This window comes from Streptomyces sp. NPDC007808 (genome assembly GCF_042868655.1).
In the GTDB taxonomy this organism is placed as follows: Bacteria; Actinomycetota; Actinomycetes; order Streptomycetales; family Streptomycetaceae; genus Streptomyces.
This window is the reverse complement of the sequence record NZ_JBIAEQ010000005.1, coordinates 401,754-424,285: the sequence shown is the minus strand read 5'-3', so window position 1 is coordinate 424,285 and position 22,532 is coordinate 401,754. Positions and strand designations below refer to the sequence as shown.

Genomic DNA, 22,532 nt, shown 5'->3' with positions numbered 1-22,532 from the left:
GGCTCCGCCGGCCCGCGCCCCACCTCAGACCACGCCTTCGCCCCGCAACGCCTCGATCTGGGCGTCGGTGCGGCCCAGTCCGGCGAGGATCGCGTCGGTGTGCTCGCCCGGCGCCGGTACCGGGTCCATGCGAGCGGGCACCCCGGCGAGGTCGGCCGGCGGGAGCAGCGCCTGCACCATCGCCCCGCCGGGCACGGCGACGTCCCGCCAGCGTCCGCGCGCGGCCAGGACGGGGTGGTCCAGGAACGCGGCGACGTCGTTGACCCCCGCGCAGGCGATCGAGAGGGCTTCCAGGTCCTTCAGCAACTGCGCGGCGTCGGAGCGGGAGCACCGCTCGGCGACGATGGCGTTGATCTCCTCGCGGTGCGCCACCCGCGCGGAACTCGTGGCGAACCGTGGGTCGTCGGTCAGCTCGGGCCGGCCCAGGAACCCGGAGCACAGGGCGGCCCACTCGCGCTCGTTCTGGATGGAGAACAGCACTTGCTTGCCGTCGGCGGCCGGGAAGGCGCCGTACGGCGCGATGGTGGCGTGCTGCGTCCCCAGTCGCGGGGGCTGGCTGCCGCCGTACCGGGTGTAGTAGGCGGGCTGGCCCATCCATTCCGCCAGCGCCTCGAACAGGGACACCTGCACGGGGCGCGCCCTGCCGGTGGTGGCGCGGGTGTACAGGGCGGTGAGGATGCCGCTGTAGGCGTACATCCCGGCGGCGATGTCGGCCACCGATATGCCCACCCGGGCTGTTTCCTCGGGTGTGCCGTTCAGCGACACCAGACCGGTCTGGCACTGCACCAGAAGGTCGTACGCCTTGCGGTCGGCCCACGGCCCGGACGTGCCGTACCCGGAGATCGTGCACGGGATCAGCCGCGGCCACCGCTCGGCGAGGGCCTCGGTGCCCAGGCCGAGGCGATCGGCGGCGCCCGGCGCCAGGTTCTGCACGAACACGTCGGCGTCGTCGAGGAGCCGGTCGAGGATCTCGCGGCCCCGGGGGTCCTTGACGTCCAGCGTGAGGGATTCCTTGGAGCGGTTGAGCCACACGAAATAGCTGGAGGTGCCGTGCACCGTCGTGTCGTACCGGCGGGCGAAGTCGCCACCCCCGGGCCGCTCCACCTTGATCACGCGCGCGCCCAGGTCGGCGAGTTGCCGGGTGGCGTAGGGGGCGGCCACGGCCTGTTCGAGGCTGACCACCGTGATGCCGGACAGGGGAAGCTGCGACGCGATCATACGGCCCAGTTGTACGACCCCGCCCGACCGCTGTCAATGGCGGCCCCGACCCCGTTGACCTGCGACTTTCGGGGCGTCGCGAGGGCCGGTACGCGAGGCCGGCAGGGGCGGCGTCGCGTCCGTCCCCGGCGCCATCGCCGTGGCGCGGGATGGTTCGCGATGCGAATGATCAATAGGTGGCGCAGGAAGTCTTGAGGCCGCGGAGGACGACCTCAGGCGGGCACGCGGAGCGTCTCCACCGCCCTGACGAGGGGGGCGAGTTCGGGGTTCTTGGCCGCTTCGTCGAGGGCCTGGCGCAGGGCCGTGTCATTGGTGGGCCGGGCTTGTTCGAGGAGGGCGAGTCCGGCTTCGGTGACGTCGGTGTAGATGCCGCGGCGGTCGGTGGGGCAGAGGTAGCGGGAGAGCAGGCCGCGGTCCTCCAGGCGGGTGACGAGGCGGGTGGTGGCGCTCTGGCTGAGGACGACGGCGTCGGCGACCTGCTTCATCTGCAGGTGGCCGCCTTCGCCGCTGTGCTGTCGGCTGAGGACGTCGAGCAGGGAGTACTCGCGCACGCTGAGGTCGTGCCCGGTCTGCAGGGCACGCTCGATGTGCGCCTCGATCCTGCCGTGCAGCAGGGACAGGGCACACCAGCCCTGGGCGAGCGCGGTCAGCGCGGGGTCTGTGGCGGTCATGGCGCCGGTCTCCTCCGTCCCGAGGTGAATGACGTCCAGGATATGGCATGCGTGAAATTTCCGGCCATCGCGTGTAACGAGCGTATGCAAGCAAATGCGTCGAAACTCCGTGGCACCGTGCCCGTGCCGGCTCTAGGGTCCTGACCTGACCTGACCTGACCTGACCTGACCTGACCTGAGCAGTCGCGATCGCGGCAGCGAACCGAGGAGTGCGATCCCATGGCCGGCCGACGCCCCACGACGACCCTGTGGCGACCCACCGGTCCCGAGGAACTGCGCCTGGTCCGCGAACTCGGCCGGCGAGCCTGGCCACCGCGCCTGCCGGAACAGCCGATCTTCTATCCGGTCCTCAACGAGGACTACGCGGTGAAGATCGCCCGCGACTGGAACGTCAAGCATGACGGCGCCGGCTTCGTGACCCGCTTCGAGGTCGACTCGCAGTTCCTGAGCCGGTACCCCGTCCAGCGTGCGGGTGGCGAGACGATCCTCGAACTGTGGGTGCCGGCGGAGGAGCTCGACGAGTTCAACGCGCACATCGTCGGCACGATCGAGGTCGTGCACGAGTTCCGCTGACCGCGCCCGCCGGACGGCCGCCCGGTGGCTCGGCGGCCCCGGCGCGAGCGGCGGACGGGGACGAGAACGCGGACACCTCCTCAGCGGCCGGCCGAGCTCGGCCGGGCCTCGGCGGGGCGGCTCCTGGAGACGACGTGCGTCCCGAGGCCGTCGACGACCCGTACCTGCAATGAGCCGCAGCCGCACCGCGTCCACACCGTCCGGCCCGCCGCGGTGTTGTGCCGGGACACCACCTGGAAGGGCTCGGATGCATCCGGCCATCCGCAGTGCGGGCAGGCGGTGCCGGTCGTGCCGGTCGTGCCGGTGGTACCAGTCGTGCTGGTCATGGCGAACTCCTCGCATCCGGTGGCTTCTTCGACGTCGCGACACCACCAAGGGTGCGGGGCCCCTTCGTACACGTCCAGGTTGACTATCTGGACATCACCTTGAAGCGTAGGCTTCATGATTGACCTGCGCCGACTGCACGTTCTGAGGGCGGTCGCCCACTACGGCACGGTCACCGCGGCCGCCCACGCCCTGCACTTCACGCCCTCCGCCGCCTCCCAGCAGATCCGCCAACTGGCCCGTGACCTGGGCGTGGACCTGCTGGAACCACAGGGCCGAGGGGTGCGCCTGACCGCTGCCGCCGAGAGCCTGCTCGCCCACGCCGACGCGATCGCGGCACGCTGGGAGGAGGCCGAGCTCGACCTGAGCGCCGAGCACCGGGCCCCCGCCGGGCAGCTGCGCGTCGGCGGATTCCCCACGGCCGTGTCGGTGCTGCTCGCGCCGATGGCCGTACAGCTGCGCGAGCGGCATCCGCGCCTGACCGTACGGATCCGGGAGACGGTGGTGCCGGAGAGCTTCGACCTGCTCTTCGAGCGGGAAATCGACCTGGCCGTAGTGGAGGTCGCCCCGCACAACCCGCCTCTCGGCGACGCCCGCTTCGACCAGCAGCCCTTGCTGGACGACCCGTACGACCTCGTCGTCCCCGACGATCATCCGCTGGCCGGACGTGACCGCGTCGACCTCGCGGAGGCGGCGCACGAGGACTGGATCGCACCGGTGCCCGAGAGCCCTTGCCGTCCGCATGTGATGTCGGCGTGCGGGGCGGCCGGGTTCACTCCCGCCGTGCTCCATCACGCCAGGGACTGGCATGTCACCGCCGAGCTCATCGCTCACCGGCTCGGTGTCGCCCTGATCCCACGGCTGGCCCGGCTGACCCCGCACCTGCCGATCAGTCGCGTCCGTTGCGCGGGCGACCCGCACCGCAAGCTGCTCAGCAGCACGCGCCGTGGCTGCCGCGAACGCCCGGCGGTGGCGGCGGCGTTGGAGGAGTTGCGCGCACTGGCCGCCGCGGCGGTGGCATGACGGGTCGGACGACATCGGCCTTCGCCGACCGCGGGCCGGAGGCGAAGCAGCGGCTGGAGGCGAAGTAGAAGCCGGAGGCGATGCAGTGGCTGGAGGCGATGCAGCGGCCGGAGGCGACGAGCGGCCGGAGGAGCTCAGGGACGACGAAGAGGGCGGAAGGCGACGCTGAGGCCGCGTACGGCGAAGCGGCCGGAGCCTCGGGCTCCGGCCGCTTCGAAAGGACCCCGGTCCGGTCAGGCGGCCGCCACCTCGCCGGCGTGGCCGTGGACGCGGGCGATGACCTCGGTCAGCTGAGCGGCGACCTCGGCGTCGTCGACCGGGTGGGTCTCGGCGAAGCGGGTGAGCGAGCCGGGGATGGCCAGCTTGACGTCCTCCAGCACCTTGCCGCCGGCGATCCCCACCGACTTGCGGGTCTCGTCCTGCGCCCACACGCCGCCGTACTGGCCGAAGGCGGTGCCGACCACGGCGACCGGCTTGCCGCCGAAGGCTCCGGCACCGTAGGGGCGGGACAGCCAGTCGATGGCGTTCTTCAGCACGGCCGGGATGGTGCCGTTGTACTCCGGGGAGAACATCAGGAACCCGTCGGCGGCCAGGGCGGCCTCACGCAGCTTGGCGGCGGCCGCGGGAACGCTGCCCTCGACGTCGATGTCCTCGTTGTAGAACGGGATCTCGGCCAGACCCTCGAAAAGCACGACCTCGGCGCCCTCGGGGGCGAGCTTGACGGCCGCCTCGGCGAGCTGGCGGTTGTGTGAACCGGCGCGAAGGCTGCCGACGAGCGCAAGGATGCGAACAGACATGTCGATCTCCAAGATGCTGAAACACTGCCGAAACGATCCGGACCGAGGTCCGCTTAATTTCTAACACCATAACCGGACCGCGGTCCAGTTACATTCCCGATGCTTTACGCTGGATCCATGTCCGCCGTCCTGCCCCCCTTCCCGCCGTCTCCGGAACCCGCCGCCACCCCTCAGCTGCTGGACGTCGGCTCCGGGCCCGACGAGCGCTGCCTGCGCGCCGACGCGGCCCGCAACCGCGCCCGGCTCCTGGAGGCCGCAGCCGAACTGATCGCGGAGCACGGGGCCGCCGGCGTCACCATGGAGGCGGTGGCCGCGGCGGCCGGCGTGGGCAAGGGCACCGTCTTCCGTCGGTTCGGTGACCGCACCGGCCTGCTGACGGCCCTGCTGGACCACTCGGCGAAGAAGCTCCAGGCCGACTTCCTGGGCGGGCCTCCGCCGCTGGGCCCCGGGGCGCCGCCGGTCGAGCGGCTGCAGGCGTTCGGCCTGGCGGTGCTGTACCGCACGGTCGAGCAGCTGGACCTGCAGCTGGCGGCCCAGCCGGAGGCGACCCGCCGCTTCGCCCACCCCTCGTACCGGGCCCTGCACACCCATGTCACCGTCCTGTTGCGGCAGATCCGGCCGGACGCCGACTGCGAGCTCCTCGCCCAGACGCTCATGGCCTACCTCGATCCCGCCCTGGTGCACCATCTGACCAGGCAGTGCGGCATGCCCATGCAACGGCTGGAGAAGGGCTGGTCGGACCTGGTGGCCCGGCTGACAGGATCCGGCGCGTGAGCGGCCGGGGACCCTGAGCGACGGCTCGCTCACCGTGTCTGCAAGGATGCGGTACGTCATGGTGCAGATACCGAAAACGACCGCGCCCGCCCTCCCCGCACAGCGCTCGGTACCCACGAGCGCCGATGTGGCCCGCCTCGCCGGCGTCTCGCGCGCGACCGTCTCCTACGTCCTGAACAACACCAGCGCCGTCCGGATCAGCGAGCCCACGCGCCGTCGCGTCCACGCGGCCGCCAAGGAGCTGGGCTACGTCCCGCACGCGGCCGCCCGCAGTCTGCGCGCCGGGCACAGCCGCATGGTCCTGATGCCCGCCCCGAGCTTCCCCGTCGGTCCTCTCTACAGCCAGTTCCTCGGTGACCTCCAGGCCGCCCTCGGCCGGCTCGACTACACGGTCGTGCAGCACGGCGGCGTGGGGCTGTACGGCGACGACGCCGCCCGCGCCTGGGCGGAACTGCGCCCGGTGGCCGTCCTGGTGCCCGGGGCGGGGCTCTGCCCGAAGGGGCTGGCGGTGCTCAAGAGGTCCGGCGCCCGGGCGGTGATCACGCTGGGTCCCGAGTCGGTCGAGGGGGCGCACGCCGTGATCATGGACCACGAAGCCGTCGGCCACAGCGCGGGCCGCCACCTCTACGAGCGCGGCCGGCGCCGCGTCGGCGTCGTCGTGCCCGAGGAGGACGGCCTGGACTCCTTCTCCACGCCCCGCCTCGAAGGCGTGCGCCGCGCCCTGCGGGACACGGACGCCACCGTGACCGCCCTGCCCCTGGCCTACGAGGAGGAGTCCGCCGCGCGGCTGGCCGCCCGCTGGCGCGACCTCGGCCTGGACGCCGTGTTCGCCTACAACGACGAGTACGCGATGCTGCTGATGCGTGCTCTGCAGGACGAGGGCCTGCGCGTCCCGGCCGACACGGCCGTCATGGGCGCCGACGACCTGATGCTGGGACGTCTGCTGCGGCCCAGGCTGAGCACGGTCCACATCGAACTGCCGTCCGGACGCGAGCTCGCGGAGCTGGTCGACCGCGCCGTGCGCAACCCCGCCGCCGCGCCCGAGACGCACAAGGTGCTGGGGGCCACGGTGGTGCACCGCGAGTCCAGCTGAGGCAGCGTGCGTTCGGCCGACGTACCGTCGAAGCCAGGGAGGCGTGGCCATGCGTACGACGGTCGGCATCATCGGCGGAGGTCCCGCCGGTCTGCTCCTCGCCCGTCTGCTGCACCGCGCCGGCGTCGACTGCGTGGTGCTGGAGCGCCGGACGCGGGAGTACGTCGAGCGGCGGCAGCGGGCCGGGATGCTGGAGCAGGGCACGGTCAACGCGCTGCGCGAGGCCGGCGCCGCCGAGCGGCTGGACGCCGAGGGCCTGGTGCACCAGGGCATCGAGCTGCGCTTCGACAGGGAACGCCATCACATCGACTTCCCGGGTCTCACCGGTGGCCGTACGGTCACGATCTACGCCCAGACCGAGATCGTGAAGGACCTTGTCGCCCTGCAACTCGCCGACGGGCCACCGCTGTTGTTCGAGGCCGCGGCGCTCGCGGTCGAGGGGCCGCGGAGCGAGGCGCCCGTCGTGCGCTTCCTGCACCAGGGTCGTGAGCGGACGCTGACCTGCGACTGGGTCGCCGGCTGCGACGGATTCCACGGCGTCTCCCGCCGCGCCTTCCCGGCCGGCACCTGCCGCTCGTACGCCCACGAGTACCCGTACTCCTGGCTCGGCGTCATGGCCGAAGTCCCGCCGTCCTGCGAGGAGTTGATCTACGCCCGCGGTGACCGCGGCTTCGCGCTGCACAGCATGCGCTCACCGTCGGTGTCCCGGTTCTACCTCCAGGTCCCCAACGGCACCGACCCCGGTGACTGGGCCGACAGCCGGGTCTGGGACGAACTGGACGCCCGTTTCGCGATCGACGCCGACTGGACCCTGCGCCGCGGACCCATCACCGCCAAGTCCGTGACGGCGATGCGGTCCCACGTCCATGAACCGATGCGGCACGGCCGGCTGCTGCTGGCCGGTGACGCCGCCCACATCGTCCCGCCGACCGGCGCCAAGGGCCTCAACCTCGCGGTGTCGGACATCCGGGTGCTGGCTCGCGCCCTCACCGCGCTGCACCGCACGGGGGAGTCGCAACTCCTGGACACGTATTCCGAGTTGTGCCTGCAACGTGTGTGGCAGGCCACCCGTTTCTCGGACGACATGACTAGGATGTTGCACGCTCAACCAAATGGGGACGCGTTCGACCACCGGATGCAGCTCGCACGGCTGCGCCGGGTCATCGCATCCCGCCACGCCGCCGCCGAACTGGCGGCGAACTACGCGGGACTTCCGCTCCCCGTGTGAGTCCCGCCGGTCATCGAACGGAGAGTCGCAATGCCGTTGCTCGACCCCAAGGCCTGGCACTCCAGCCCCCTGTCAGGAGGCGAGTACACCGTCACCGAGCCCGCCACCGGCGACCCGCTCGGCACCGTCACCCTGGCCGACGCCGAGGACGTCGGCACGGCCGCGCGAAGCGCCCGTGACGCCCAGTCCGAGTGGGGCCGGCTGCCGCACTTCGTCCGGGCCGGCGTGCTGCGCAAGGCCGGCGACCTGTTCACCGCGCACGCCGACGAGCTGCGCGAGTGGCTGGTCCGCGAGTCCGGCTCGATCCCCGGCAAAGCCGACTTCGAGCTGCACGTCGCCGCCCAGGAGTGCTACGAGGCGGCCGCGCTCGCCTCCCGCCCGGCCGGGCAGGTCCTGCCCACCGAGGCGCCCCGGCTGTCCTACACACGCCGCGTTCCCGTCGGGGTCGTCGGCGTGATCGCGCCGTTCAACGCCCCGCTGATCCTCTCCATCCGCTCCGTCGCCCCGGCGCTCGCGCTCGGCAACGCGGTCCTGCTGAAGCCGGACCCGCGCACTGCGGTCTGCGGCGGCCTCTCGCTCGCGGCGGTGTTCGCCGAGGCCGGGCTGCCCGAAGGACTGCTGCACGTCCTGCCGGGCGGCCCGGACGTGGGACAGGCGCTGGTCGCCGACCCCCGCGTGCCGGTCATCTCCTTCACCGGCTCCACGGCCGCGGGCCGGGCCGTCGGCGAGGCCGCCGGGCGCCATCTCAAGCGTGCGCATCTGGAACTGGGCGGCAATTCCGCCCTGATCGTGCTGGAGGACGCCGACATCGACGCGGTGATCTCCACGGCCGCCTGGGGCTCCTTCTTCCACCAGGGCCAGATCTGCATGACGACCGGACGGCACCTCGTCCACCAGTCCCTCTACGAGGAGTACGTCGAGCGCCTCGCCGCCAAGGCCGAGTCCCTCGCGGTGGGCGACCCGCACCGTGCCCAGGTCCACCTCGGCCCGCTCATCGACGACGGTCAGCTGGGCAAGGTGCACGGCCTGGTGGAGGCCAGTACCGCGCACGGCGCCAAACTGGCCGCGGGCGGCACCCACGAGCAGCTCTTCTACCGGCCGACCGTGCTCGCCGGCGTCGACGACGGGACCCCCGCGTACGCCGAGGAGGTGTTCGGCCCGGTCGCGCCCGTACGCCCCTTCACCAGCGCCGACGAGGCCGCCGCCCTCGCCGCGGCCAGCAGCTACGGCCTCTCCCTGGGCATCGTCACCCGTGACGCCGCCCGCGGCCTCGACCTGGCCGAGCGCATCCCGACCGGCATCGTGCACATCAACGACCAGACCGTGAACGACGAGGCCGTCGCCCCCTTCGGCGGCATCGCCGCCTCCGGCACCGGCGCCCGGTTCGGCGGCGATGCCAACCTGGAGGCGTTCACCGAACTGCGCTGGACGACGGTGCGAGCTGACGTGGCGGCGTACCCCTTCTAGAAGGCAATGTGCCGGTCACTCCCGGAAGGCGGTCCGCCGGCCTTTGCCGGAGGGCGGTCTACTGGCCGTTCGGCTCGGCCTGCGCCTGCTGGGCCGCGACGGCCTTGCGCACCTCGTCCATGTCCAGCTTCCGGGCCTGCCCGATGACGTCCGCGAGAGCGGCCTCGGGCAGGGCACCCGGCTGCGCGAACACGGCGACACGGTCACGGACGATCATCAGCGTCGGAATCGACTGGATGCCGAAGGCGGCCGCCAGCTCCGGCTGGGCCTCGGTGTCCACCTTGCCGAACACCAGGTCCGGGTTCTCCTCGGCCGCCTTCTCGTAGACCGGCGCGAACTGACGGCACGGCCCGCACCAGGACGCCCAGAAGTCGATCAGGACGAACTCGTTGTCGGTGACCGTCTCATCGAAGTTCTCCTTGGTGAGCTCCACGGTGCTGCTCATGGCGATTTCCTCTTCCTGGTGTCAGGGGCGAAGCCGTCGTCGACAACATGGCCGTGCGGCCGCGTATTCCGTCGTGTTCCGGCGCGCGTACCCGTGTGGCCACGCCGCACACCACCCGCAAGACTGACCCCATGACGGAAACGGATTCCAACGTGTACGACGTCGTGGTGCTCGGGGCCGGGCCCGTGGGGGAGAACGTGGCCGACCGGACCCGGGCGGCCGGCCTTTCCACCGCGGTCGTGGAGAGCGAGCTGGTCGGCGGTGAGTGCTCGTACTGGGCGTGCATGCCCAGCAAGGCCCTGCTGCGCCCGGTCATCGCCCAGGCCGACGCCCGCCGCCTGCCGGGCCTCAGCCGGTCCGTGCAGGGGCCCCTCGACGCGGCCGCGGTCCTCGCCCGACGCAACGAGTTCACCTCGGACTGGCAGGACGACGGGCAGGTCGGGTGGCTGACCGGCATCGGCGCCGACCTCCATCGCGGCCACGGCCGTCTCGCGGGGCCCCGCACGGTGGAGGTGACCAGCCCCGACGGCGTACGGCACGTCCTGACCGCCCGGCACGCCGTCGCCGTCTGCACCGGCAGCCGCGCCGTCCTGCCCGACCTGCCCGGACTCGCCGAGGCCAAGCCCTGGACCAGCCGCGAGGCCACCGGCGCCCAGTCCGTGCCCGGCCGGCTGGTCGTGGTCGGCGGGGGAGTGGTCGCCACCGAGATGGCCACGGCGTACCAGGCCCTCGGCTCCCGGGTCACCCTCCTGGTACGCGGCAAGGGCCTGCTGAACCGCATGGAGCCGTTCGCCGGTGAGCTCGTCGCCGAGGCGCTCACCGAAGCGGGCGTCGACGTGCGCACCGGGACGTCGGTGCGGTCGGTGACCCGGAAGGACGGCATCGTCGTGGTCGGCACCGACTCCGGCGACCGCATCGAGGCCGACGAGATCCTCTTCGCGACCGGACGGGCCCCGCGCACCGACGACATCGGCCTGGACACGGTCGGACTGGAGCCCGGCTCGTGGCTGGAGGTCGACGACAGCCTTCGGGTCACCGGCAGCGAATGGCTGTACGCGGTGGGCGACGTCAACCACCGGGCCCTCCTCACCCACCAGGGCAAGTACCAGGCCCGCATCGCGGGCGCGGCCATCGCCGCCCGCGCCTCCGGCGTCTCCCTGCTGGAGTCGGACCCGTGGAGCGCTCACGCCGCGACCGCCGACCACTCCGCCGTCCCCCAGGTCGTCTTCACCGACCCCGAGGCCGCCGCGGTGGGCCTGTCCCTGGCCGAGGCGGAGCAGGCCGGACACCGTGTCCGCGCCGTCGACCACGACCTCGCCTCGGTGTCCGGGGCCTCCCTGTACGGCGACGGCTACCGAGGCCGTGCCCGCATGGTGGTCGACCTGGAGCGCGAGATCCTCCTCGGCGTCACCTTCGTCGGCCCCGGCGTCGGCGAGCTCATCCACTCCGCGACGATCGCGGTCGCCGGGCAGGTGCCGATCAGCAGGCTGTGGCACGCCGTTCCGTCGTATCCGACGATCAGTGAGGTGTGGCTGCGGCTGCTGGAGTCCTACCGGGACAACTGACCTGCATCACAAGGGAGTTCAGGCGTGACCGTCGAGCCGTAGAGGCCCGACGGTCACGCCCGGGACGACCCTCTACCGGGCGGGCAGCAACTCCAGATACGCCTCGTCCCACAGATCCTCGTCCGCCTCCGGCAGCAGCAGCACCCGGTCCGGGCGCAGCGCCGCGAGGGCGCCCGCGTCATGGGTGACCATGACGATCGCGCCGGGGTACGTGCCCACCGCGGCCAGGACCTCGGCGCGGGAGGCCGGGTCGAGGTTGTTGGTCGGCTCGTCCAGGAGCAGGACGTTCGCCCCCGAGTGCACCAGACCCGCCAGGGCCAGCCGGGTCTTCTCGCCGCCGGAGAGAACACCGACCGGCTTGTCGGCGTCGTCCCCGGTGAACAGGAACGACCCCAGGACGCGCCGCAGTTCACCCTGGGACAGATGCGGGGCGGCGGACGCCAATTGCGCACCGACCGTCAACTCGGGGTCCAGAGTGTCGTGTTCCTGGGCGAAGTAGCCCAGGCGCAGCCCGTGTCCATGGACCACCAGGCCCTCGTCCGGCCCGTCCTGACCGGCGAGGATGCGCAACAGGGTGGTCTTCCCGGCGCCGTTGGGGCCGAGGACGACCATACGGCTGCCCCGGTCGACCGCCAGGTCCACGCCCCGCAGGACGCGATGGCCGTCGTACGCCTTGGTGAGGCTGACCGCTCCCAGCGGGACGCGGCCGCAGGGCGCCGGTTCGGGCAGCCGGATCCTGGCCACCCGCTCGGCGCGCCGGACCGGTTCGAGGCCGGCGAGCATGCGGTCGGCACGGCGGGCCATGTTCCTCGCGGCGACGGCCGTCGACACGCGGGCGCGCATCCTGTCGGCCTGCGTGCGCAGCGACGCCGCCTTGCGCTCGGCGTTCGCCCGCTCGCGGGCCCGGCGCCGCTCGTCGGCCTCCCGCTGGGCGAGATACGCTTCCCAGCCCGTGTTGTGGACGTCGATCGTGGCGCGCCCCGGGTCCAGGTGGAAGACCCGGTTCACCGTCTCCGCGAGGAGGGAGGTGTCGTGGCTGATCAGGACCAGCCCGGCGCGCTGCTGGGCCAGGAAGGTGCGCAGCCAGGCGACCGACTCCGCGTCGAGGTGGTTCGTCGGCTCGTCCAGCAGCAGCGTGCCGTGCTCGGCGAACAGGATGCGGGCGAGCTCCACGCGGCGGCGCTGGCCGCCCGAGAGCGCGCCCAGCGGCCGGTCCATCAGCCGGGCGGGAAGCCCGAGCCCCGCCGCCACCCGGGCGGCCTCGGCCTCCGCGGCGTAGCCGCCGCGGGACTGGAACCGGGCCTCGGCGCGCACGTACGCGTCCATCGCGCGGCGCGTACCGTCGGCCATCGCCTCCTCGGCCCGGCGCAGGACCCGTACGGCCTCGTCGAGGCCCCGCGCGGACAGGATGCGGTCGGCGACGGTGACCGTCGGGTCTGCGGCGCGGGAGTCCTGGGGCAGATGGCCGACGTCGCCGGTGCGGGTCACGGTGCCGGCGGCGGGGCGCAGGGTGCCCGCCAGGGTGTGCAGCAGCGTGGTCTTTCCGGCGCCGTTGCGGCCGACCAGGCCGACGCGGTCGCCGGGGGAGATGCGGAAGGAGATGCCGGACAGCAGCAGACGCGCGCCGACGCGCACGTCGACACCACTAACGGTGATCATGAGAAGACGCTCCGAACAAGCAAGAGGACACACGGGTGGCGTGGAAGCGGGTCCTCAGCTAGGAGATTCGGGGCGTCGACATGCGCTCAGGGTAAGGGCGAAGCCGTCCACGGCGCCTGCGGTTTTCCTCGCGCGGCCGTCGTGCGCCTGTGACCCGACCGTCGGTCCGCTCCGCCGGGCGGCCGTTCTCCTCGTCCGCTACGGCAGCTCGAAGCCGAGCGCCTGCGCGGCCCGCACCGGCGTGGGCTGCGCCCAGCGCTCGACCAGCGCCTGGTTCGACGTGAGTGAGCGCAGCTCGGCACGGTCCAGGTACAGCGTGCCGTCGAGATGGTCGGTCTCGTGCTGCACGATGCGGGCGGGCCAGCCCCTGAAGACCTCGTCGACCGCACGCCCGTGCTCGTCCGCGCCCGTGAGCCGCACCTCGGCGGGCCGGGCCACCACCGCCTGGTAACCCGGGACGCTCAGACATCCCTCGAAGAACGCGGCACGAGCGGTGCCGACGGGCTCGTACGAGGGGTTCACCAGCACCCGGAACGGCTGCGGCTCCCGTCCCCGGGCCACCCGTACCTCCTCCGGAACCGGTGCCGGGTCCTCGATGACCGCGATCCGCAGCGGCACACCCACCTGCGGTGCGGCTAGGCCGACGCCCGGCGCCGCGTGCATGGTGATGCGCAGCGCCTCGACGAAGCGGGACAGCAACGCCGGGTCCAACTGACCCTCGAAAGGCTCACTGGGGCGCCGCAGCACCGGGTCGCCGGCCGCCATGACCGCCAAGGGGCCTTCCTCCGCAAGGAGTTGCTCGACCTGTTCGGCCAGGGGTGCGCGCTCGCTCGGAACTGCCATCACGCCAGCATGCCATGGCACGCGCATCCCCCGCCGACTCCCTTGTGACGCGCGCCACTTGAAAGGCCGGGAACTCGACGCCCTCTTCATCCGACTACTGGACCGCCACTGCACAGAACCGTCCCCGCTCCCCGGAGAAGCCGCCCATGCCCACCGCTCCCACGGCCACCACGCAGGAGGCGGCGCAGCCCGACGCCCCGCCGTCCTCGCCCAGCAGATGGGCACCGCTGCGCCCCCTGATCCTGCGGCTGCACTTCTATGCCGGAGTGCTCGTCGCCCCGTTCCTGCTCGTCGCCGCGGCCACCGGCTTTCTGTACGCCGGCGCCTTTCAGGCCGAGAAGCTCGCGTACGCCCACGAGATGACGGTCCCGGTCGGTGACGAGAAGCTGCCGATCTCCCAGCAGGTCGCCGCCGCCCGCAAGGCCCACCCCGAGGGCACGATCTCGGCGATACGCCCCTCCCCGCAGGACGACGCGTCCACCAGGGTCATGCTGTCCGGCGTGAAGGGCGTCGACGCCGACCACACGCTCGCGGTGTTCGTCGACCCGTACACCGCCGAGGTGCGCGGTGCCCTCGAACAGTACGGCTCGACCGGCGCGCTGCCCCTGCGCACCTGGATCGACGAGTTCCACCGCGACCTGCACCTCGGTGACACCGGCCGCCTCTACAGCGAACTCGCCGCGAGCTGGCTGTGGGTGATCGCGGCGGGCGGCCTGGTGCTGTGGTTCTCCCGCCGCCGCGCGCTGCGCAAGGTGCGCGGCACCAGCGGGCGCCGCCGCACACTCGGCCTGCACGGCACCGTCGGCGTCTGGGCCGCCATCGGGTTCCTCTTCCTCTCGGCGACGGGTCTGACCTGGTCGGCCTACGCCGGCGCCAACATCGACGAACTGCGCACCTCCCTCGGCCAGGCCACCCCGTCCGTCTCGGCCTCGGCGGGCGGCGACCACGGTGGCCACGGCGCCGCCACCGGCTCCGGAGGAAGCGGTGAGCACGGCGTCGGTCTCGACAAGGTCCTCTCGGCCGCGCGCGCCGAGGGCCTGGGCGACCCCGTGGAGATCGTGCCGCCCGCTGACACCTCGTCCGCGTACGTGGTGAAGCAGGTGCAGCGCAGCTGGCCCACGAAGCAGGACTCGGCCGCGATCGACCCGGCCACCGGCGAGGTCATCGACGTGCTGCGGTTCTCCGACTACCCCGTGCTCGCCAAGCTGACCCGTTGGGGCATCGACCTGCACACGGGGGTCCTGTTCGGTCTGGCCAACCAGATCGCCCTGATGCTGCTCGCGCTGTCGCTGATCCTGCTGATCGTGTGGGGCTACCGCATGTGGTGGCAGCGGGGCCGCGGGTCCGCCTTCGGTCGGCCGATCCCGCGCGGCGCCTGGCAGCAGGTGCCCCCGCAGATCCTGGTGCCGCTGGTGGCGGTCGTCGCCGTCGTCGGCTACTTCGTGCCACTGCTCGGCATCTCGCTGGCCGCGTTCGTCGTGGTGGACGTGGTGCTCGGGGAGGTCGCCCGTCGGCGGGAGCGGCGCAGGCCGGCCGGGGCGGAGCGGGCTGCCGGATAGGCATCCGGCGGCCGGATGGACGCAGGGGCCCGGTTCCGGGGGGATCCGGGCCCCTGACCTTGTTCGGCGCCGCCTCGCTCAGAGCTGTTCGAAGTCGCCCGCCAGCGCCGAGGCGAGGCGCAGGTGCGGCTCCGCCTCCTCCTGGCGCCCCTGCCGCTGCAGGGTGCGGCCCAGCATCAGCCGGGCGTACTGCTCGACGGGGTCGTTCTCGACGATCACACGCAACTCGGCCTCCGCGCGCCGGAGTTGGGCCGAGTGGTAGTAGGCGCGCGCCAGCAGCAGCCGAGGCCCGGTCTGCTCCGGCACCTCCTCGACCAGTCGGCCGAGGACGCGCGCGGCGGCGGCGTAGTCCTTGGCGTCGAAGAACATCCGCGCGCGCTCCCAACGCTCGGCCGGTGTTCCGTGGTCGTAGTACGTCATGTCCACTGGTGACCTCCTGTGCGGCGCTCAACGGACATGGGTGGTTCGATATTCCACTACATGGCATTCCAGTGCGTGGCATTCCAGTACATGGCATTCCACTAGGTGGCCGGGGTGTCCGCCAGGACGGCGAGTTCCGCGTTCGCCCGCTCCGTGACGAGGGTCAGGACACGCCCCGCGACGGCCAGGTCCTGAGCCGGGAGGCCCGCGTAGATCCGGGCGGTGATGGGGGCGGTCTCGGCGGTGGTCCTGTCGTACAGCTCCCGTCCGGCGTCCGTGATCCGTACCCGGGACGGCTCCTGGCCGGCCAGCAGCCTCGCGGCGATCAGCTCGTCGACCACGGAGTGCGCCTCCGCCCGGTCGATCTTGAGCGCGCCGACCACACCATCGACGAGCTCGCCCCGCTCGACCGGTTCCCCGGCGACGGCGACGAGCCGCAGGGTGACGGACTGCTGGAAGGTCGCGCCGTGCCGACCCAGCACGTTCTCCAGGAGCGCTCGGCTCGCGTAGTGAGCCAGGGCTATGACGCGGGGGTTGAGCGGGGGAGCGGAAGCGGAGGCGGAAGTGGGTGCGGAATCGGGCGTCGAAGCGGTGGCGCTCATGACTGCTCCTTGTCGGACTCGATGTCCGTGGTGAACGGATCCAGGGGGGCGTCGAGCAAGGTGGCCAGCTCGCGCGTGAACTCCCGGGTACGCGCACTGTCCAGGCCGCCGAGGGGTGCGAGCAGCTGTTGCAGGAGACCCTGGACGACCCTGATCGCCTGCCGGGTCCGCTCACGGCCCTGTTCGGTCAGGGCCAGCTGTACGGCGCGGGGGTCGCGGGGATCCCGCGTGCGTTCGAGGAGGCCGGCGGCCTCCAGGGACCGTGCCAGCTTGGAGACGTACAGCGGCTCCAGCCCGGTGTGGTCCGCCAGGCGGCGCTGACTGGGCCGCTCTCCCCGGCGCTGCATGCCGTACAGCGAGGCCACCAGCGCGTACTGGGCGTGCGTGAGCCCCAGTGGGGTGACGGCCCGGTCGACCGCGACCCGCCACTTCGTGGACAGGCGCCACACCAGGAACCCGGGGGAGACGTTCTCGGAACCCTTGCTCATGGCCGATACGGTACATGGCGACTATAGCCATGGCTACTATTTTGTTGCCTGCTCCTTTCCGGAATCGCATCGAGACGGCCCCGAGTGACGGACTGACGTGGTGGCCCCGGCGGGGCTAGTTTGGGCGTCATGAGCAATCTTGATCGCGAGCCGGCGCCCGCCATCTGCGGCGGCCGGGGTTTCGTCGTGGCGGAACCCGTACGCGAACTCCTCAGTCCTCGCCACGTCAAGCTCGGCGAGTCCACCGAAGTCCGTCGCCTGCTGCCCAACCTCGGCCGGCGCATGGTCGGCGCCTGGTGCTTCGTCGATCACTACGGCCCCGACGACATCGCCGACGAGCCCGGTATGCAGGTTCCGCCGCACCCGCACATGGGCCTGCAGACGGTGAGCTGGCTGCACGAGGGCGAGGTGCTGCACCGCGACTCCACCGGCAGCCTGCAGACCATCCACCCGCGTGAACTGGGCCTGATGACCTCCGGCAAGGCGATCAGCCACTCCGAGGAGAGCCCAAGGTCCCATGCCCGCTTCCTGCACGGCGCCCAGCTGTGGGTCGCCCTCCCGGACAGCCACCGCCACACAGACCCGCACTTCGAGCACCACGCCGAGCTGCCGGTCGTCACGGCACCCGGCCTGCGGGCCACCCTGATCCTCGGCGGCCTGGACGGCGCGACCTCGCCCGGGACGACGTACACCCCGATCGTCGGCGCCGACCTGGCCCTCTCGCGCGGCGCCGACGTACGCCTCCCGCTGGAGCCCGACTTCGAGTACGCCGTCCTGTCCATGTCCGGCGAGGCCCACGTCGACGGCGTCCCGGTGCTGCCCGGCTCCATGCTCTACCTCGGCTGCGGCCGCACCGAACTCCCGCTGCGCGCCGAGTCGGACGCCGACCTGATGCTCCTGGGCGGCGAGCCTTTCGAGGAGGAGCTGATCATGTTCTGGAACTGGATCGGGCGATCTCAGGAAGAGATCGAGCAGGCCCGTCAGGACTGGATGGAAGGCTCCCGGTTCGGGGAGGTGAAGGGGTACGACGGGGCTCCACTGCCCGCACCGGAACTGCCCCCGGTGCCGTTGAAACCGCGGGGAAGAGTGCGCTGACCTGCGGAAACGCGTCGACGTTGGTGGCCGCAGGGCGGAAGGCGGTCGGGTAATCCTCATTGTCTTCCACCTGCTTGCCGGAAGGCGTCCAAACCGCCGGCTGGCTCCGGCCGGTGCGGTTGGCGATTCCACGGTGTGGCTGCCTGTGGGTGGCTGTGGCAGGACACTCGCCGACCCAATGCTGACTTTGCTGACGCCTCGTCAGGCCCGGGGGGCTTTTCCAAGGTCCGGCGCTTGCGTAGGCGTTTGCAGGTTCGGTGGTGTCCGCCCTGTTGGACGGCGGTTCCCGCCACCAAGGCGGGCAGGGCTCAGGCGGTGGGAAGGAGTTCGGCGAGCAGTACGACGTCATCGGGTGCCAGGGCGCCTGGGCGACGGGGGGAGTAGTCGGCGAAGGGGACGCGCACGAACTCGGCCTGCGTGCCGTTGATCAGGTTCCCGAGAATCCACCCGCCTCCGCCGTGGCACTGTCCGTATGTGCCTTCACGGCAGAACTCACAGTGGCCGCACGCCGAGACGGACGACACGATCACCTGTTGGCCTCGGGTGAGAGAGTGAACCTCGCGGCCGACTTCCACCACCTCGCCGACGGCCTCGTGGCCGAGGACCGTTCCTGGTTTCACCTCAGGCAGGTCTCCGTGCCGGATGTGCAGATCAGTGCCGCAGATGGTGGTGGCGGCGACGTGCACGATCGCGTCCGTCGGATCCTCGATCGCCGGATCCATGACCCTGTCCCAGGACGTCCGACCAGGGCCGTGGTAGACGAGTGCTCGCATGGACGGTCACCCACTCCCTGGTTGCCTCGGCACCTCCTTCCACCGTCGCTCTCGACGCAGGCCCGGACAAACCGGTCTGCCTGACTCCTGAGGGCCGTCGGATAGCCAGTCCTTGCCCGCCCTGGCCCGTGCCCCCTCGCCCGCGCAGTCGCCGTATGGGCCACCCGGCACGAGCGACGCCAGGAGCGGAGAGTCCCTGCCGGCCCGTCACCGCGGAGAACATCGCGCTCCGTCGTCCGGCGGTCATGGGCGGATTGCCGACGGCGCCGCGGCGCCGATCAATGACAGCCAGTCCCTCAGCCCGGCCGCGTCGACGGTCCCGCACCGGAAGCCGACATGGCCGTCCGGGCGGACGGCCACCAGTCCGTGACCTGGGCTGTTCGTCAGCCGGAGGACGGTGACGTGGGGACCGAGCGCCGTGTCCGGCAGTGGCTCGGCCTCGTGTTGCAGCAGCAGGTGCACACCCGGGCGGGCCAGCAGTCCGTGCAGCCGTCGTGGAGTGCCTCCGACGCAGACGGTCGCGTTCAGGGCCGTTCCTGCGGAGCGGTCGTCTCAGAGCCGCCCTGGTCGAGGCGGAACGGTGGGTATGTGTCCGTCATCAGAGAGGCATACGCGGCGACCCGCAGGACCCATCGGTTGAGTCCGAGGATCAGGGCGAACAGGTCCTTGGGATATTTCTCGGTGAAGGCCAGGATCACGGCCGCTATGAGCGTCAGTACGCCGATGAGCCCGCCGGACCACCAACCGAGGTGGGTGCCCCCGGTGAAGAAGCCGATGACCATGTAGTGCGGGATGGCCAGGAGCCACCACTTCACCAGCACCAGGCCGCGGGAGAGCCGCTGTGGATAGGCGATGTCCAGCCGTGCCGGGTAGTCCGGTTCCTCGCCCAGGCTGAACGGCGGGTATCGGTCCGTGCCCAGGGCGTCGTACGAGTAGTAGGCGACCCGCCAACTCCAGCGCATTACGCCCAGGTTGAAGTCGAACAGGGCGCGGGGATAGCGCTCGGTGAACAGAATGGCGAAGAACGCGATCACGGTCACCACGAAGAACGCGATCCAGAGGAAGAACAGCGCCACGTAGTGCGGAATGGCGAGGATCCACTTCACGAGCCACAGCCATCGGGACAGTGGCGAGTCGATACGGGCGTTCACCTGGACCGGCCGGTCCGGAAATCCCACCAGGGTCGTCATGGTCATCAGCTCCTTCGCCGCCGGGTGGGCTCATTACCAGCCTTGCCGCTTCGGCGCTACCTCGCGAGCGCAGCCCGGGCCCGTCCGGAGGCGTGTCCGCGTGGGCAGCTGCCACCTCCGAGACCGGTTGCCGTGTGCGGCGCATCCGGACGCGGTCGTCACGCTCACCGGCGCCATCACGGGTGATGCATCCGGCGGTGCCGCAATGCGGCAGGAGCCGGTCTCGGCCACTCTGGAAGCAGAGGCAGGCGTCGGGAGGAGCGCCCATGCACTGGGAGACGGTCCGCAAGGACATCGCGCCGGACGTCACTCCGAACCTCGCCGACTACGACCGTGCTCGTTCCGCGTTCACATGGGCGCAGGCGCGCGCCGCACTGGCCGGGCAGCCCGGGGGCGGGCTGAACATGGCGTACGAGGCGGTCGACCGGCACGCGGGCCCGGACGGGGGCAACAAGGTCGCGCTGCGGTGCGTCGCCCGTGACAACACCGTCAGACTGTCACGTACGCCGAGCTGGCCCGCCGTTCGGTAATGCTGCCTGCGCTGTGCCGCAGGTCGCTCCTGATACTGCCGGGACCGACCGCCGAGGCGGTGCGGCGAGTGTCCGAGGTGCGTGAAGTAGTTGGCCAGATCGTGACCCTGCTCGCCAAAGAGATGCTGTGCACCACCCACCTGGTGGAGGAGACCGGTGCCCGGCGGACCAACCTCTCCAAGAACTTGAGAGTGCTGTGCGAGGCCGGGGTCGTCGAGACTGAGCCGTGCGGCCGGTTCACCTACTACCGGCTCAAGCCCGACGTCGTCGCCTTGCTCGCTGGCAGTTCGCCGACCTTGCCGAGTCCGCTCGAACCGCCGCCGAGAACAAGAGGGCCTGCCCATGACCGCCGCCGAAGCCGCCCCGACCGCGGACTCCGCGACAGCCGCTGCTGAACCCGCCTCCGTCGGGCCCGCGCCGGGTGCCACCCCACCGCGTAACCCCCTGGTCGCCCGGGCCGCAGCCGAACTCATGGGCACGGCGCTGCTGGTGGCGGTCGTGGTCGGCTCCGGCATCCCAGGCCACCGACCTGGCCAAGGACGTCGGCCTGCAACTGCTGGCCAATTCCACGGCCACCGTCTTCGGTCTCGGCATCCTGATCCTCCTGCTCGGCCCGGTCTCCGGCGCGCACTTCAACCCGGTCGTCACGCCGGCCGAGTGGTGGACCGCGCGGCGCGGCGGCGCAGGGGTCACGCCACGCGAAGTAGCCGTCTACGTGCCCGCGCAGGTCGTGGGTGCGATCGCGGGCGCGATCCTGGCGGATGCGATGGTTGGCGAGCCGTTGGTGAAGTGGTCCACTCATGACCGGTCGGCGGGTCATCTGCTGCTGGGTGAGGTCGTCGCGACGGCCGGGCTGCTCCTGCTGATCTCTTCGCCAGACTGCCGCGCACCGTGGGCAGGACGTTCGCCCGTCTGCTGAACGCTGCGACCGGACCGTTCCACGTCATCAACTACGTCAGCTCCGTGGCCGGCTCGCTCTACTTCAACCACCGCCGCAGGGGAGCGCAGTTGGACCGCACCCTCGCTGCGCTCCATCGGTGCCTCGACCGCGAAAGCACAGCCTTCCTCAGCCATGGCATGCACTACCCGCCCCGCTGGGACCCCTACTTCCACGACTGGATGACCCGCGCGGATCTATACCGCTACCCCACCCAGCACTACGACTTCGACCGTGCCCAGCTCACCCTGTGCCCAGCGCACGACTGACACGGTTCGCACCACATCAGCCGGCCGACCGTGAACCGGATGGGCAGAAGTCACCTGACAGCGAAGCTGCGGCGTTCGACGAGGACGACGTCGCGCCAGCGGCCGTGGTGGCGGCCGATGCGCTCGCGGGTGCCGATGACGCGGAAGCCCGCGCGTTCGTGCAGGGCGAGGCTTGCGGTGTTCTCGGGGAAGATGCCGGACTGGATGGTCCAGATCCCCGCCGCTTCGGTGGAGTCGATCAGCGCCTTCAGCAGGGCGGAGGCAACCCCGCGGCCTCGGGCAGCGGGGTCGACGTATACGGAGTGCTCCACGACGCCGGCGTAGGCGCAGCGGTCGGACACCTTCGTGGCGGCGATCCAGCCGAGCACTGCCCCGTGCTCGTCGAGGGCCACGAAGCGGTGCTGTGGCAGCTTCGCGGCGTCGAACGCAGGCCAGGTCGGCGCGGTCGTCTCGAAGGTGGCGTTTCCCTCGTCGATGCCTGCCTGGTAGATCGCCAGGACCTCGTCAGCGTGCGCGGCGGTCATGGGCGCGACGGTCACGCTGGTCGGCTTGGACACGGTGGCGTACTCCCTCGGTTCCTGACCGGTGTCAGGCCACCACCGGCGCGATGGTCAGCAGCTTGCCCATCGCGGCCAGCACGGACGGTTCGACCCGGTAGTAGACCCAGGTGCCGCGTCGCTCGGAGGTCAGCAGTCCGGCCTCCTTGAGCTTCTTCAGGTGGTGGGAGACGGTCGGCTGGGAGACGCCGACGTCGGAGATGTCGCACACGCACGCCTCGCCGCCCTCGTGCGAGGCGACCGCGGAGAACAGCCGCAGCCGCACCGGGTCGCCCAGGGCCTTGAACATCCGCGCGGCCGTCTCGGCCTCCTCCGCGGTGAACGGGCGCTCGGTCAGCGGCGGGCAGCACGGCGCCACGGCCTCGGGGACCTTGGGTTCCAGCAGCGGCAGCACCTTCATGTTCGACATGCATCTATGTTGACATATGTCGA

24 protein-coding genes and 3 pseudogenes are annotated in these 22,532 nt (G+C 71.5%); 13 read left to right on the top strand and 14 right to left on the bottom strand.

All coding sequences use genetic code 11. From position 1 onward, the window contains the following. Positions 1 to 24: 24 nt before the first annotated feature. The gene (locus ACFYNL_RS21085) at positions 25 to 1,218 is read right to left on the bottom strand and encodes a CaiB/BaiF CoA transferase family protein (RefSeq protein ID WP_388805638.1); all 1,194 of its coding nucleotides are present in this window, start codon (positions 1,216 to 1,218) and stop codon (positions 25 to 27) included. Positions 1,219 to 1,430: 212 nt separating this feature from the next. Then, entirely contained in the window at positions 1,431 to 1,889 is a 459-nt protein-coding gene (locus tag ACFYNL_RS21080; RefSeq protein ID WP_388805635.1) for a MarR family winged helix-turn-helix transcriptional regulator, read from the bottom strand. Positions 1,890 to 2,108: 219 nt separating this feature from the next. On the opposite strand from ACFYNL_RS21080, the gene ACFYNL_RS21075 reads away from it, so the two are divergent. Next, the gene (locus ACFYNL_RS21075; protein ID WP_388805632.1) at positions 2,109 to 2,462 is read left to right on the top strand and encodes a hypothetical protein; all 354 of its coding nucleotides are present in this window, start codon (positions 2,109 to 2,111) and stop codon (positions 2,460 to 2,462) included. A gap of 80 nt (positions 2,463 to 2,542) precedes the next feature. On the opposite strand, the gene ACFYNL_RS21070 is transcribed toward ACFYNL_RS21075, so the two are convergent. Beyond that, positions 2,543 to 2,788, bottom strand: a complete 246-nt coding sequence (locus ACFYNL_RS21070; RefSeq protein WP_388805629.1) for a hypothetical protein — start codon at positions 2,786 to 2,788, stop codon at positions 2,543 to 2,545. Between the two features lie 115 nt (positions 2,789 to 2,903). On the opposite strand from ACFYNL_RS21070, the gene ACFYNL_RS21065 reads away from it, so the two are divergent. After that, positions 2,904 to 3,809: a LysR family transcriptional regulator gene (locus tag ACFYNL_RS21065; RefSeq protein ID WP_388805626.1), complete on the top strand. Its 906-nt coding sequence runs from the start codon at positions 2,904 to 2,906 to the stop codon at positions 3,807 to 3,809. Positions 3,810 to 4,042: 233 nt separating this feature from the next. Here ACFYNL_RS21065 and ACFYNL_RS21060 read toward each other — a convergent pair whose 3' ends face one another. Beyond that, positions 4,043 to 4,606, bottom strand: a complete 564-nt coding sequence (locus ACFYNL_RS21060; RefSeq protein ID WP_388805623.1) for an NAD(P)H-dependent oxidoreductase — start codon at positions 4,604 to 4,606, stop codon at positions 4,043 to 4,045. Between the two features lie 99 nt (positions 4,607 to 4,705). Between ACFYNL_RS21060 and ACFYNL_RS21055 the strand changes: the two genes are divergently transcribed. Genes ACFYNL_RS21055 through ACFYNL_RS21040 form a run of 4 tightly spaced genes read left to right on the top strand, consistent with a single transcriptional unit; the run spans position 4,706 to position 9,168 of the window. After that, complete coding sequence (locus ACFYNL_RS21055) at positions 4,706 to 5,380, top strand: TetR/AcrR family transcriptional regulator (RefSeq protein WP_388805620.1); 675 nt, start codon at positions 4,706 to 4,708, stop codon at positions 5,378 to 5,380. Positions 5,381 to 5,438: 58 nt separating this feature from the next. Next, a complete protein-coding gene (locus tag ACFYNL_RS21050; protein ID WP_388805617.1) occupies positions 5,439 to 6,473 on the top strand; it encodes a LacI family DNA-binding transcriptional regulator in 1,035 nt (344 codons plus the stop codon). A 49-nt stretch (positions 6,474 to 6,522) separates the two neighbouring features. Continuing rightward, the gene (locus ACFYNL_RS21045; protein WP_388805614.1) at positions 6,523 to 7,701 is read left to right on the top strand and encodes a 4-hydroxybenzoate 3-monooxygenase; all 1,179 of its coding nucleotides are present in this window, start codon (positions 6,523 to 6,525) and stop codon (positions 7,699 to 7,701) included. 30 nt (positions 7,702 to 7,731) lie between these two features. Beyond that, positions 7,732 to 9,168, top strand: coding sequence for a benzaldehyde dehydrogenase (locus tag ACFYNL_RS21040; protein WP_388805611.1), 1,437 nt, complete (start codon positions 7,732 to 7,734; stop codon positions 9,166 to 9,168). A 58-nt stretch (positions 9,169 to 9,226) separates the two neighbouring features. On the opposite strand, the gene trxA is transcribed toward ACFYNL_RS21040, so the two are convergent. Next, positions 9,227 to 9,613 (bottom strand): thioredoxin, encoded by a 387-nt coding sequence (gene trxA / locus ACFYNL_RS21035; protein ID WP_388805608.1) that lies wholly within the window; start codon positions 9,611 to 9,613, stop codon positions 9,227 to 9,229. A gap of 131 nt (positions 9,614 to 9,744) precedes the next feature. Here trxA and ACFYNL_RS21030 point away from each other — a divergent pair, with 131 nt between their 5' ends. After that, positions 9,745 to 11,178 (top strand): dihydrolipoyl dehydrogenase family protein, encoded by a 1,434-nt coding sequence (locus ACFYNL_RS21030; protein ID WP_388805604.1) that lies wholly within the window; start codon positions 9,745 to 9,747, stop codon positions 11,176 to 11,178. Between the two features lie 72 nt (positions 11,179 to 11,250). Here the strand turns inward: ACFYNL_RS21030 and ACFYNL_RS21025 are convergent, their stop codons facing one another. Both ACFYNL_RS21025 and ACFYNL_RS21020 read right to left on the bottom strand, forming a co-directional pair. Then, on the bottom strand, positions 11,251 to 12,837 hold the full coding sequence (locus tag ACFYNL_RS21025; RefSeq protein ID WP_388805601.1) for an ABC-F family ATP-binding cassette domain-containing protein: 1,587 nt from the start codon (positions 12,835 to 12,837) through the stop codon (positions 11,251 to 11,253). Between the two features lie 198 nt (positions 12,838 to 13,035). After that, complete coding sequence (locus ACFYNL_RS21020) at positions 13,036 to 13,680, bottom strand: peptide deformylase (protein WP_388805598.1); 645 nt, start codon at positions 13,678 to 13,680, stop codon at positions 13,036 to 13,038. 146 nt (positions 13,681 to 13,826) lie between these two features. Here ACFYNL_RS21020 and ACFYNL_RS21015 point away from each other — a divergent pair, with 146 nt between their 5' ends. Further along, positions 13,827 to 15,239 (top strand): PepSY-associated TM helix domain-containing protein, encoded by a 1,413-nt coding sequence (locus ACFYNL_RS21015; protein ID WP_388805595.1) that lies wholly within the window; start codon positions 13,827 to 13,829, stop codon positions 15,237 to 15,239. A gap of 78 nt (positions 15,240 to 15,317) precedes the next feature. Here ACFYNL_RS21015 and ACFYNL_RS21010 read toward each other — a convergent pair whose 3' ends face one another. The 3 genes from ACFYNL_RS21010 to ACFYNL_RS21000 all read right to left on the bottom strand — a co-directional run bounded on the left by ACFYNL_RS21010 (position 15,318) and on the right by ACFYNL_RS21000 (position 16,749). Beyond that, the gene (locus ACFYNL_RS21010) at positions 15,318 to 15,665 is read right to left on the bottom strand and encodes a tetratricopeptide repeat protein (protein WP_388805592.1); all 348 of its coding nucleotides are present in this window, start codon (positions 15,663 to 15,665) and stop codon (positions 15,318 to 15,320) included. Positions 15,666 to 15,760: 95 nt separating this feature from the next. Further along, a complete protein-coding gene (locus ACFYNL_RS21005) occupies positions 15,761 to 16,261 on the bottom strand; it encodes a MarR family transcriptional regulator (RefSeq protein ID WP_388805589.1) in 501 nt (166 codons plus the stop codon). Next, complete coding sequence (locus ACFYNL_RS21000; RefSeq protein WP_388805586.1) at positions 16,258 to 16,749, bottom strand: MarR family winged helix-turn-helix transcriptional regulator; 492 nt, start codon at positions 16,747 to 16,749, stop codon at positions 16,258 to 16,260. The genes ACFYNL_RS21005 and ACFYNL_RS21000 overlap by 4 nt, the downstream gene beginning before the upstream one ends. Positions 16,750 to 16,878: 129 nt before the next feature. Here ACFYNL_RS21000 and ACFYNL_RS20995 point away from each other — a divergent pair, with 129 nt between their 5' ends. Further along, positions 16,879 to 17,844: a pirin family protein gene (locus tag ACFYNL_RS20995; RefSeq protein WP_388805583.1), complete on the top strand. Its 966-nt coding sequence runs from the start codon at positions 16,879 to 16,881 to the stop codon at positions 17,842 to 17,844. Between the two features lie 311 nt (positions 17,845 to 18,155). On the opposite strand, the pseudogene ACFYNL_RS20990 reads toward ACFYNL_RS20995, so the two are convergent. Both ACFYNL_RS20990 and ACFYNL_RS20985 read right to left on the bottom strand, forming a co-directional pair. Then, positions 18,156 to 18,617: pseudogene (locus ACFYNL_RS20990) on the bottom strand (alcohol dehydrogenase catalytic domain-containing protein); the annotation flags it as partial. A gap of 524 nt (positions 18,618 to 19,141) precedes the next feature. Further along, entirely contained in the window at positions 19,142 to 19,807 is a 666-nt protein-coding gene (locus tag ACFYNL_RS20985) for a DUF4389 domain-containing protein (protein ID WP_388806244.1), read from the bottom strand. Between the two features lie 266 nt (positions 19,808 to 20,073). Here ACFYNL_RS20985 and ACFYNL_RS20980 point away from each other — a divergent pair, with 266 nt between their 5' ends. From ACFYNL_RS20980 to ACFYNL_RS20965, 4 genes and pseudogenes are all read left to right on the top strand, one after another. Continuing rightward, on the top strand, positions 20,074 to 20,337 hold the full coding sequence (locus ACFYNL_RS20980; RefSeq protein ID WP_388805580.1) for a hypothetical protein: 264 nt from the start codon (positions 20,074 to 20,076) through the stop codon (positions 20,335 to 20,337). A 122-nt stretch (positions 20,338 to 20,459) separates the two neighbouring features. Continuing rightward, a pseudogene (locus ACFYNL_RS20975) lies at positions 20,460 to 20,683 on the top strand (ArsR/SmtB family transcription factor). Continuing rightward, positions 20,680 to 21,205: pseudogene (locus tag ACFYNL_RS20970) on the top strand (aquaporin); the annotation flags it as partial. The pseudogenes ACFYNL_RS20975 and ACFYNL_RS20970, both read left to right, overlap by 4 nt. A gap of 23 nt (positions 21,206 to 21,228) precedes the next feature. Continuing rightward, positions 21,229 to 21,543: a hypothetical protein gene (locus tag ACFYNL_RS20965; protein WP_388805577.1), complete on the top strand. Its 315-nt coding sequence runs from the start codon at positions 21,229 to 21,231 to the stop codon at positions 21,541 to 21,543. Between the two features lie 50 nt (positions 21,544 to 21,593). Here ACFYNL_RS20965 and ACFYNL_RS20960 read toward each other — a convergent pair whose 3' ends face one another. Further along, complete coding sequence (locus tag ACFYNL_RS20960; RefSeq protein ID WP_388806242.1) at positions 21,594 to 22,067, bottom strand: GNAT family N-acetyltransferase; 474 nt, start codon at positions 22,065 to 22,067, stop codon at positions 21,594 to 21,596. A gap of 64 nt (positions 22,068 to 22,131) precedes the next feature. After that, positions 22,132 to 22,509, bottom strand: coding sequence for an ArsR/SmtB family transcription factor (locus tag ACFYNL_RS20955; RefSeq protein ID WP_388805574.1), 378 nt, complete (start codon positions 22,507 to 22,509; stop codon positions 22,132 to 22,134). Positions 22,510 to 22,532 lie beyond the last annotated feature (23 nt).